This window comes from Alsobacter sp. SYSU BS001988 (assembly GCF_054796215.1).
The window spans coordinates 145,151-155,655 of record NZ_JBTAMK010000011.1 but is presented as its reverse complement, the minus strand read 5'-3'; the positions used below and the strand labels follow the sequence as shown (position 1 = coordinate 155,655).

9 protein-coding genes are annotated in these 10,505 nt (G+C 62.8%); 2 read left to right on the top strand and 7 right to left on the bottom strand.

What is annotated here, in order from left to right; all coding sequences use genetic code 11:
* Window positions 1-853: 853 nt before the first annotated feature.
* Together ACYVO7_RS18685 and ACYVO7_RS18680 are read right to left on the bottom strand one after the other, a co-directional pair.
* Window positions 854-1,747, bottom strand: a complete 894-nt coding sequence (locus ACYVO7_RS18685) for a hypothetical protein (protein ID WP_460451324.1) — start codon at window positions 1,745-1,747, stop codon at window positions 854-856.
* A 538-nt stretch (window positions 1,748-2,285) separates the two neighbouring features.
* Entirely contained in the window at window positions 2,286-2,627 is a 342-nt protein-coding gene (locus ACYVO7_RS18680) for a hypothetical protein (protein ID WP_460451323.1), read from the bottom strand.
* A 558-nt stretch (window positions 2,628-3,185) separates the two neighbouring features.
* Here ACYVO7_RS18680 and ACYVO7_RS18675 point away from each other — a divergent pair.
* Entirely contained in the window at window positions 3,186-3,638 is a 453-nt protein-coding gene (locus tag ACYVO7_RS18675) for a response regulator (protein ID WP_460451322.1), read from the top strand.
* A gap of 910 nt (window positions 3,639-4,548) precedes the next feature.
* On the opposite strand, the gene ACYVO7_RS18670 is transcribed toward ACYVO7_RS18675, so the two are convergent.
* The 4 genes from ACYVO7_RS18670 to ACYVO7_RS18655 all read right to left on the bottom strand — a co-directional run bounded on the left by ACYVO7_RS18670 (window position 4,549) and on the right by ACYVO7_RS18655 (window position 7,804).
* The gene (locus ACYVO7_RS18670) at window positions 4,549-4,887 is read right to left on the bottom strand and encodes a hypothetical protein (protein ID WP_460451321.1); all 339 of its coding nucleotides are present in this window, start codon (window positions 4,885-4,887) and stop codon (window positions 4,549-4,551) included.
* Window positions 4,888-5,201: 314 nt separating this feature from the next.
* Window positions 5,202-7,061, bottom strand: a complete 1,860-nt coding sequence (locus ACYVO7_RS18665) for a PAS domain-containing protein (protein WP_460451320.1) — start codon at window positions 7,059-7,061, stop codon at window positions 5,202-5,204.
* Window positions 7,054-7,422 carry a response regulator gene (locus ACYVO7_RS18660; RefSeq protein WP_460451319.1) on the bottom strand — a complete coding sequence of 123 codons (369 nt, stop codon included), beginning with the start codon at window positions 7,420-7,422 and terminating at the stop codon, window positions 7,054-7,056. The genes ACYVO7_RS18665 and ACYVO7_RS18660 overlap by 8 nt, the downstream gene beginning before the upstream one ends.
* A gap of 211 nt (window positions 7,423-7,633) precedes the next feature.
* Window positions 7,634-7,804, bottom strand: a complete 171-nt coding sequence (locus ACYVO7_RS18655) for a DUF3095 family protein (RefSeq protein WP_460451327.1) — start codon at window positions 7,802-7,804, stop codon at window positions 7,634-7,636.
* Window positions 7,805-8,430: 626 nt separating this feature from the next.
* Between ACYVO7_RS18655 and ACYVO7_RS18650 the strand changes: the two genes are divergently transcribed.
* The gene (locus tag ACYVO7_RS18650) at window positions 8,431-8,997 is read left to right on the top strand and encodes a fasciclin domain-containing protein (protein WP_460451318.1); all 567 of its coding nucleotides are present in this window, start codon (window positions 8,431-8,433) and stop codon (window positions 8,995-8,997) included.
* Window positions 8,998-9,162: 165 nt separating this feature from the next.
* On the opposite strand, the gene ACYVO7_RS18645 is transcribed toward ACYVO7_RS18650, so the two are convergent.
* Window positions 9,163-10,311, bottom strand: coding sequence for an alpha/beta hydrolase (locus tag ACYVO7_RS18645; protein WP_460451317.1), 1,149 nt, complete (start codon window positions 10,309-10,311; stop codon window positions 9,163-9,165).
* Window positions 10,312-10,505 lie beyond the last annotated feature (194 nt).

Here is a 10,505-nt window from a genome sequence, read left to right as displayed (position 1 = left end):
CCACCGTCATCCTGCCCGTGGCGGCAGCCTGACAGACTCGGCTCTGCCCGAGGACGCTGTGCCAGCCAGGCCAGCTACACCACTCCGTGGGACACGACCTGAATGCGTAAGCGAAAGCAGCTTTCTCCATAGTAGATTCCTGTCTGGCCTCACATGACGCGACAGCGTCTCAAGGTTCAAGACCTGAATGGAACATTGCAGTTGCAATCCCGGACTTCATAAACCCGCGACGCTAGCGCTCTTTGATCGGCTGCTGCAACTGAAGAATACGTCGACCGACAGAGCCAGAAGGGTTCAATGTCTCTTGCGCCCGTGATCTGGCTACGCCTGCTTCGATACTGGGGCAGTTGGGCAATGCTCGGCTATGGCTTGTACGCTTAGAGCTCTTCTGGGCCTCGATGGGCTGACGAAGCGGCGGAGCGCCTCATTGCAAGCACGGATGCAACGGCAAAATCGCCCGTAGGCTAAACCCTTCCCAGCTTAGCGGGACGGGCCCCGGATCACGACGACGTGCACGGACGGGAAAAAGGCCGGTTGAAGCCGCTTTCGACCCGAAATGCCAGGACAACGACGGGCTCGGCTAACATCTTGCCTTAGCTGTGGGCGCGGCCGAGACAAAGATTGGGGGCGGCAACGGTCTGACTGACAAGCAGGTCGAGGCTCTCCAGCTTATCGTCGAAATGGCGTCGTCCACTGCCTAACCCTCGGTACAAAGAAGCCCTGCAGCAAGGGCGATCTGCTGCAGGGCTCTCTCACTGGTTGGTCGTTACGTAGCGCCGATACAACGACTCAGGCGAGGTCTGGTTCCGGCAGTCCCAAGGCTGCCCCGCGCGCACCCCACCCCGTGCCTGGCTCACCACTCGTCACGTTGGGCCCCGCCGACTGCCCCCGCAGCGCACGCGATGAAAGCGCCAAGAAGCATTGAGAAGAAGCTGTAGAATGCCATCTTTGCCGCGGCTTTCCTGGCCTGGTCGGCCGCATCCTTGGCCTTGGCGGCCGCGTCCTTCGCCTTGGCGATCGCGTCATCAACCCGCTTTTCGGCTTCCTGCTGGGATTGGCCGGTTCGGCTCACTATCATCTGCGCAAGATAGGTTTTGTCAGCAGGCTCGATCGAACCGTTGCGGACGCTGGTCAGCAGGATCCTGCCGGCTTCAGCCTTTGCCTCCTGCTCAGTCCCACTCGGGTTCGGCTTGTTTGAACGAAACAGACCGTCCAGCAGATAAGCGTTGGGATCAATGGAGGATGCGGCCTGTCCGGCTGCCTGGCTGGCGCCCTGAGCCGCCCCTGACAGCACCCCGCCCACGGCCTGAGCCCCACTGCTGAGGACACCGGTCGCTCCCGAGGCGACAACCGAGACTGTCAGCAGCGTCGCAACCGCCCAGGCCAACAATCCATGGGCGGTGTCGCGAAAGAACACCTCGTCGTTATGGACCCCGACCCATTTGGTCCGCAGACGGCCAGAGAGATAGCCACCGAGCGCCGATGACAGCCATTGGACGATGATCAGCCAAACCGCAGCCCAAACGGTGAAGGTGGTGGCGCTGACGCCTGAGTTGGCCCACGGCGAAATGGACGTCAGCCCCAAGCCGACCCCGACCAAAAGGAGGATCAGCGACAGAGCGGCCGCTATGACGCCGCCCGCAATGATCGAAGCCCAGGATATGGCTGAGTGGGAGGACTCGATTGTGGCTCCTGCTTCTCCGCCGCGCGTTGAGGCGACCGCCACTGGGCTGTTCGGCTGAGACATTCCACCACTCCACACGATTGTTCGTTCCACTCGTTGACGGATATCAACAAAGATGCCGTGTATTTAGTTCCTTTCCCTCCAGAAACGCTTGAGCCGCCTGCATGGCGAGCATCAGCACAGGCTGCGACAACCTGACGTCCCGCGTTGATGGGACAGGTGCGGAAGCGCCCTTTGGCCTGCCGCTGCAACCTGACTGGCCAGCAGTGTGTTCAGCATCGGCTCCCTTTGACGGTCGCGCCGAGAGGGGAGCACTCGGATTGGGGAGGTGGGCGGTACTCACCTCCCCACGCTTCGGTCAGGATCGCACGTCACCAAAGGTCGATGCGATAATCTGAACGGCCCAGTTTCGATAAGCGCAAGCTGCCGATTAAGATGTTCTCATCATCCTCTCTCGGGTGTCGCCCCCCTGCTGGCGATGATAAAAAGGCGATCGACCTGTTCCAACCCTTGACGGTGATTTATCTCGGAACGGCGGCGGTGCTTTCTGCCCCGGGCTGTATAGTGGCTCCCGTCTGACATTATCCGCTCTGTTCTGCCGTCAGTGAGAGCTGGCGCGGCGCAGTGAACGCCGTTCACTTGAACTCTCGTACTGGCGGTGCCAACGCTCTACGGCTTCCTCAATGCCGAAAAATCCAATCAACTCCTGGGGCGCGACGAGCCACCCGATGATGGTGAATCCGAGAAAGGTGTGGTTCATAGCCAGCGGGCTCAAGGGAGCCAAATCGAGCTGAAGCAACGTTATTAGGTCTTGCTGGTTCTTCGGGCTCAGTTCAACATCCAGAAACGTCTCGCCATGATCGCCAGGAGACGTGGAGGTGTGTTCTGGCGATTGTACGACAGGAACCGATTGCATGATACAGCGGGGATTACGAGTTCCCATTTCGATGTTCCTTTTGTGGCCCCCTGAGCAAACGACGTTTTCTCTGGACCAAGGTTCCGGATATCGACGTTTTGATTAGAATTTTTCGTCGTTTCAGCTCGGCTGCTGCTCTCCCGGATCGCGCTTAGCGCTTTGGAACGGTCCGCTGCGGCGACGATTGCACTAAAGACGGCACTCCGCCCGGAACTTGCCGTTCAGTCTCTCGATGAAGGCGTTGTGGTCGGCTTCCCCGGTCGGGAGAAGTCGAGCGTCTCTCCACGCTGGCTAGCTTAGGATCGGCCCTATGCAATGAGCAAAGTATGGCCCCGCTCCCGACCGAACGCGACGATTGCGGCAAGCGCAAAGAGGGCGTCGCCTTGCTGGCGAGGCGCAAACACGATCGCTCAACAGCCGGTAAGACGAAACGTCGGGGTTGGTGCCCGGCGGGTAGGATGGCCAAGGTCGTTCGCCAGCATGCGGCAAAGCAGGACTGGACCGCCGACCGCGGTACGTGAGATCCCCAAGTTGACGGCGCCAAAGAGTATGAAACGCTGCGGTGGTGAGGCTGGAGAATGGCCCGTGCCGAAACGCCTGACGATCCTTGTAGTCGATGATCAGCCCTTCGTGGCGCTTTCTTTGGCTGAAGTGCTGCGCGAGCAGGGACATGGCGTCATTTGCGCCAGCAGCGCCGGGGCGGGTTTGGCGATCTTTTCAGCAAACCCTGACATTGACCTGCTCATCATCGATATCGGCCTGCCGGACCGGCGCGGCGATGTTCTGGCGGCGCAATGCCGTTTGCTGCGCGCCGTCTCGGTGATTTTCATCAGCGGATATGATAGCGATGAAGTCGAACCGCTGGCGCATACGAGTTTCGTCGAAAAGCCCTTTACGACAGAAGACATCCTGCACGCCTTGGGGAAGCTCGCTGGCGAGCGAAGCTCGCCCGCAGGACTGGCCGGTGCGAAGACGTGCGTGCCGCGCGGCATAGGGAAATTGGAGAAAGCTTCTCGCGGAACGCCGGATCTTGTGTAGAGGGTCAGGGTCTCCCCTCCTTGGGCGACGTTATAGAAGAATGATCCAAACGCAGCGCCGGACAGTTCGACGCCAGCATCGGTGACCTTTTGCACTAGGGCCTGTCGGTCCAGTTCCGACGAGATCATTTGGCCGACGCGGTTCAAGGCATCTAAGCGATCCGTCTCGGCGCGTAGGCTTGCTTCAGCTTGATTTCGTCCCGCGGTCTGGCGAGCCACATCGGTCGCCGCTTGGCTCAGCGCCTGTGAGATCGCGTTGACTTCCTTCAAGCGAGTCTGGAGCGGCGCGATAGGTTCTGCGCGGGTCACAGAGATTGCCAGCTCAGCGACCGCACGAAGGGACTTGGAAATCTGCCGCCCGCACCAGCCTGCGGCGAGGGTCGCTAATGCCAGGACCGAGCCACCACCGAAGAGCAGCCACCACAGTGACCGCCGAAACGGGGCTTCTATCGCCGCAACTGGCGCACCGACGGCGACTCGCCAGCCAGACAGCGAGGATCGCGCGTAGGCCGAAAGAACCGGCGTCCCTTCCTTGGTAGTGCCAGCCCAAGTGCCCTGTTGCCCGGTCGTGTTCTCAAGGAGGTCGACCGTCGCAGTCTGGCCGATGAACTGTTCCGGGGAGCGAGAGCGCGCCACAACCTTGCCCGCTCCATCCACCAGCGCCGCGACCCAGTTCTGAGGCAGGAGCCTGGAGCGCAACACAGCCGAGAGCCGATTTGGCTCGATTGCCATGTTTACGAGACCGACGGCTTCGCCTTGGCGGATCACGGGTGCGTTCAGGCTCAAGATGGGTCGACCGGCCGTCGCACCCATAAACAGGTCCGAGATGACCGGCTTCATCTCCGCCAATGCGCGGCGGTCTCCCTGCGGCAGTGAGGAGGGCAACGACGTCCCAAAGGAAAAACGGGTATTCACGTGTTGCTGGCCGCTGGCGTCCTTGAAAACGATTCGACGCCTAAGAATTGCTTCACCTCAGTCGCTTGCCGGTACACAACGGACCAGTCCTTCGCGTCGAGGCTGATGTAGGTCGTCATCACCTGCAGCGCGCCTTGGAGGCCCGCCAACTCGCGATCAACATCGCTGGCGAGCTGCCTCGCAATATCCAGCGCGTCCGCTTGCTGACGGGCCCGCTCGCCTTCGGCATATCGGCTGAGGAGGACGCCCGTGAAAAAGAGGACGGGCATAAGCAGACAGGCAACAAGGGCAGCAAGAAGCGTCTGAACCGACGTAGCGCGGCGCATCAAAACCATTCAGTACCCCTTGGGTGGCCCAGCCGCATAACACGCAGCATCGCGCAATCCAAGCTTTGGCGTTTCAACAATGTGCCGAGCGACTGCACTTTGAGCATAACGCAATCGTCGTGGCGTACGTGGAAACACAGTGTGGAGCGGTGTCACGCAAGCTGCGCAGGTCGCGCATCCTCTGCCGGTTAGCGCGTGGAACGCTAGCGGTTCGCCGCTGGCGGGCAGGGTGTTAGACAGCGCGATGACGCGGTCATAATCGTCGCTGCCGCACTCGCGGCCAAGCTCGAATGCGGGATTTGGATCCGTCGCACGTCCTGCCATCACACATGGAGTCTGTCCACCGGCAGCGTCAGCCGCACGATGAGGCCCCGTTCAGCCCAGTCATGCGACAATGCGCCGCCGAGCTGGCTGGCCGCGCTGCGAGCGGCGAGTTCCGTTCCAAAGCCGCGTCGCTCGGGCTTGTGGTCGATGGGCGGCCCGCCGACCTCCCGCCACTGCAGCCGAAAATACGCGCCTGTATGTTCCGCCGTGACGTCGACGGAGCCGGTGGCGCTTGAAAGCGAGCCGTATTTCACCGCATTCGTGGCTTGCTCATGGAAGATCAGGGCGAGCGCAGTGGCGGTTTTGGGGCCGATGGTCACGTCCGCCCCGTGCAGCACGATCCGCTCCTGTCCAGCTTGCAGGTAGGGCGCCAATAGAAGGCGCAGCAGGCCCTGCACGGTCTGCTGCGCATGGGCCGGGCTGCGGCTTTGCGGCGAATGGGGCCGAATATACTCATGCGCTTGGGCCAGAGCGGTGAGCCGCTCGCGCAGGCGATCGGCGAAGGGTTTCGCCTCCGGTTCGCTGCGGGCGGACATCGCCACGATGCCATTCACCACCGCGAAGATGTTTTTGATGCGATGCGCCAGCTCGCGAGTCACCAACTCACGCGCTTCCTCCGCCCGCTTCAAGGCGGTGATGTCCACGGTCGCGCCGGGAAAGCGCGCCGGGCGACCGGCGCTGTCGAGCTGGCATTCGCCCCGCGCCACGACCCAGCGCGGCGCGCCGTTGGCGTCGCCCAGGCGGTGCTCCACTTCATAAAAGCCGCCTTTGGCGATGACCTCGGCCATGATCGCGTGGACGCGGTCGCGGTCGTCGGGGTGCACCGCTTGCGTGAAAGCCGCCACCGGCGCGCCCTGCGCCGCCTGCGCGGCATCCACCCCAAACATCTCAGCCAGGCGCTCATCGGCGGTGATCACGCCGGCTTTGAGGTCCCACACCCAGGTGCCGACTTTGCCGGCCGCCATCGCCAGTTCGACGCGCTCCTGGGCCAATCGTAGCGCGTCCTCGGCCTCTTTGCGGGCGGTGATGTCGCGCGAGATCGACAGCAGGCGCTCGACTTTGCCGCTGGCGTCGCGGATCGGCGTGACCACCACGTCCCACCAGCGCGGCGTGCCCGCCAGCGTCGGACAAAAGCCCTCAAACCGGCCGGTTTTGCCCTCTGTGGCGGCCTCCACCGCCGCTCGCGCGAAATCCTGCCCCTCGCCGCTCCAGAAGGCAGGCCATGAGCAGCCTTCGATTTTGCCGAAGTCGTCCACCTCCATCACCCGCATGCCCCCCTCGCTCATGAATTGAAGGCGGGCGTCGAGATCGAGCACTTTGATGCAGTCGTCGGAACTGGCCAAAACATTGCTGATGAATTGTTGGCGTTCAGCAAGCTCCGCTTCGCGCTGACGCAGCGCGATCTCCGCCTGTTTCCTGGAGGTGATGTCCATGGCGACGCCGGCCAGCCCCACCGCCCGGCCCTGCGCGTCGCGCGTCGCCTCGCCGCGGACCAAGAGCCACCCGATTCGGTCATGCGCCCGAACGACCCTGTATTCCTGCTCGTAGGAGCCGCCCGTCTGGATCGCCCGGCGGTGAGCGGCTTTGCTCTTCGCCTGGTCGTCGGGATGGATGCGGGCGACGACGGCGTCATAGGTCAATGGGTCAGTTTCGCCAAGGCCGTACAGCCGACCAAAGGCGCGCGGCGCGATCAGAGCATTCGTTCGGCTGTCCCACTCATAAGGGATCGCGCCGCCAAGCTCCTGTGCGCGCCGGAGCCGGTCCGCAACTTTCACCTCTTCACTCGGGTCTGACCTGAGGGGCTCGTCGCCATAGCCGTGCGCCGCGGCGCCCTGCGCACCTGTGAACCGCTCAGTCATGGTGAGGAACTCGCCCGATCATGGCGCTCAACGTTTGTTGAAGCAGCGGCGCCGCGTAGGGCTTCGCCACAAAGGGAGCGTGGGACAGAGCGTCGGGAACCGCGCCGGGCGACGACGCCGACACGAACGCGAATGGAATGCCGCGCGCGACGAGGGCTTCGGCGACCGAAAAGGATTTGCCGTCATGCACATCGACGTCAAGCAGGGCCACCCGAATCGGTTTGGCCAGCGCGGCCTGCGCCTCGACCACGGACGTGCACAGAACGATTTCCGCGCGAGGCACATGCGCCTGCACGATCGCTTCAAGATCCAGGGCCACGAAAAACTCGTCTTCAAGGATCAGCACGCGGGGTTGCGTCATCACTAGGTTCGCCTCTAGCGCCACACGGGGCGTAACATGCGGCCCGGATAGGTTCACAAGCGGCCGATTGCCGCAATGTGAAAGTTAGGCCGCCGGCGCTGTGGCCGACGCACCACGCCGCACAACCGACTGCACCTGGCCGAGCGCCGCGCCGCGTGGCGCATGGCGCCTCGTCTATTTGCGGGCGGCGCGGCTGCGCTCGCCGGCCGGCTCAATCGCGCTTCAACAGGCGTGAGGCTGCGGTATAGCCACCATTGCCGCCGACGATGAAGTGGAGATGCTGGCTGTCGCGCGCGGAGGTTACCAAGCAGGTCATCAGCGCCGTGGGCGAGGCGTGCACGCCATAGCGCGCCGCCCCTTCTCGCCGCCCTGGACTGTCCACGCCATGTCGGCCGGCTTTCGTGTCGCTGACGGCCAAAAACCTTCAACAGCCTCACCCTGCCCCTCGGAGCCGCACAGGCGGCAGCCGAGCTAGCCGCGCTCAGTCAACATGACGAGCGAAACGGAGAGCACAGGCTACCGTCTGGCATCCAGCCCCTGTTCTCCGTGAGGAGCGCGGGCCACGACGATAGCGCCCCTAGCTGGCCAAATGCTAAACGGCGGGCGGCCCAGGAGGAAATCATCTCCTGGGCCTTTCCTCCCGCCTGGGGAGGGCTGTTAGAGATTCTGAACGTGGGGTCGAACAGCGAGCGCTGTGTGCGCTGGTAGTCAGCTGGGAGCAAACTCGGTGCGAACAGGGGGTGCTAACGATGTAAAGTGCTTGGATGAAGCTGATCCAAAAAGCCGCCGCAGAGGCGGGCGGGCCCTGCCGTTATTGTTCTTGGGGCCAAAAGGGGCTTAGGCTCGGGCCCAGGTCGCCCGAGCCGGCCAACTTAGAGAACCTCGACCCGTGGAGCTCCCCCATCACGCGGAGTTGATCCTTTTTCCGCAGGTTTTCGGAAACGCGCTGCTCTTTGCGGTCGTAGTCGGATGTGGGCCCCAGATTGAGGGCCATCAGGGAGACCCACGATGACCTCGCTTATTCGCCCTCAAGCCTGCGCCGCCCTTGCGCTCGCCGCATCGCTGACGCTGTCGGGCTCGGCTCTGGCCAGAACGGTAATGGTCGGCGGCGCCCCCATGTATCCGACCAAGACCATCGTTGAGAATGCCGTGAACTCAAAGGATCACACGACGCTAGTGGCGGCGGTCAAGGCGGCTGGCCTCGTCGACACCCTCGCCAGTCCCGGCCCATTCACGGTGTTCGCCCCGACCAATGGCGCATTTTCAAAGCTGCCGACCGGTACGGTCGACAACCTCGTGCAACCGCAGAACAAGGGCACACTGACAAAGGTGCTGACCTACCACGTCGTGGCCGGCAACTACTCAGCGCAGGACCTGATGAGGATGGTGAAGCAAGGCGGAGGAAGGGCCACTCTTAAGACCGTTCAAGGTGAGCCGCTGACCGTCCTTCCCGGCAAGAGCGGGAAGTCACTGTTTGTCGAGGACGCCAAAGGCAACACGGCTCGCGTAACTATTTCTAATGTGATGCAGTCGAACGGGGTGATCCACGTTGTGGATGCGGTTCTGATGCCGTAGCTGACCAGCGCTGGGCCCAGGCAGAACCCTGGGCTCTTCGCTCAGCGGAAAGTGGAAGGAGAGCTGGCCCAGTCGGGCCGTACGATTCCAACTGGCTCAGCAAACGGGAGATTGAGTCGGAAGGACTGCCCTGGAGCTGGGCAGTCCTTCACGGTGTCTCTGGCCTTATTGCTTCGCCGGTGTGCGCCCCTTGACCGCGCCGGTGGCGCCCTCAGAGAAGGCATGCTTGAGATCGGCAGCCGCAAGTTCTTGCGCCTTCCCGGCGTCTTTCACCACAGCGTCCATGCCGAAGAACTCGTGTGTGACGCCGGAGAAGTTCTCATACTTCACCTTCGATCCAGCCTGCTTCAGTTTGTCCGCCAGGGCCTTGCCCTCCGACATCAGCGGGTCGATCTCGGCGGTGATCAGGGTGACGTCAGGCAGATCCTTCAGATCGGCCTTGCCGACCAGGTCGAGGCGCGGGTCGTTCCGATCAGCATCCTTCGACACCGTGTTTTGGAAAAACCATTCCATGGCCGGCTTGCTCAGCGGCATGGCGTGGGCGTTCTTCTGGTAGGACGGCGTATCGGTGTTGGCGCCCGCCACCGGGTAGACGAGCACCATATGGAGCGGCGCCTCGACCTTCTGGTCCCGGGCCATGATCGCTACGTTGGTGGCCAGATTGCCGCCGGCGGACTCGCCCATGAGGGCCAGGCGCTGCGGATCGCCGCCAAACTGACCGGCATTTTGCACGACCCATTGGTAGGCCGCGAAGGCGTCCTCGTGCGCAGCCGGAAACTTGTTCTCCGGCGCGTGACGATATTCGACGCTGGCCACGATCGCCCCGGTCTTATGGGCCATCGCCATGGCGGACGACTCGTAGGTGTCGAGGTCGGCGATGACCCATCCGCCGCCATGGTAGTAGACAACCACCGGCTTGGGCTGACCGCCCGAACCCTCGGGCGTGTAGATTCGGATCGGCTGCTGGCCGCCCCCCGTCGGATAGGTCATGTCCTTCTTGGCCACCTTGAGTTTGGCCATCAAGGCGGCTGCATCTCTCCCTTCATCCTTCAGGACGGCTTTGACCGCGTCGGCGGGCGTCGGACCTTTTCGGGTCTCCTCGACCGATTGCGTGCCGATGGGCTTTGCGCCGAGTGCGTGGAGCTTCTCCAGGACGCGTCGCATATCCTTGTCGGACCGCTGCATCGTTCCGCTGTCATCCGACATGGACGTCGAGGCTGAAGAGGCCGTCTGCGCCAAGGCTGAAGCGCCGAACGATGGGGTCAGCGCAGCAAGAGAAATCGTGGCCCAGAGTGCGGGCTTGATATTGGTCATGAACATCGTCCTCGGGGATTGGAGCGGTCCCAACGGGCCCGCGCGATCCTCGGCAACTGTACGGTGCACTACATGTTCCCGATGGGCGTTCACGATGCGCGGCGCATGCAGCGGTTGCCCAGCTCGGCTCGCGCCCTTCGAGCCGGGTGCATCCCCTCGATGGCCGCGATTTCAATCCGTGCGCTAAGCTTCAC

Bases quoted from the DNA above. Each gene is read 5' to 3' on its own strand.
- ACYVO7_RS18685 (WP_460451324.1), bottom strand. From the start codon at position 1,747: ATGTCTCAGCCGAACAGCCCAGTGGCGGTCGCCTCAACGCGCGGCGGA.
- ACYVO7_RS18680 (WP_460451323.1), bottom strand. From the start codon at position 2,627: ATGGGAACTCGTAATCCCCGCTGTATCATGCAATCGGTTCCTGTCGTA.
- ACYVO7_RS18670 (WP_460451321.1), bottom strand. From the start codon at position 4,887: ATGGTTTTGATGCGCCGCGCTACGTCGGTTCAGACGCTTCTTGCTGCC.
- ACYVO7_RS18665 (WP_460451320.1), bottom strand. From the start codon at position 7,061: ATGACTGAGCGGTTCACAGGTGCGCAGGGCGCCGCGGCGCACGGCTAT.
- ACYVO7_RS18660 (WP_460451319.1), bottom strand. From the start codon at position 7,422: ATGACGCAACCCCGCGTGCTGATCCTTGAAGACGAGTTTTTCGTGGCC.
- ACYVO7_RS18650 (WP_460451318.1), top strand. From the start codon at position 8,431: ATGACCTCGCTTATTCGCCCTCAAGCCTGCGCCGCCCTTGCGCTCGCC.
- ACYVO7_RS18645 (WP_460451317.1), bottom strand. From the start codon at position 10,311: ATGACCAATATCAAGCCCGCACTCTGGGCCACGATTTCTCTTGCTGCG.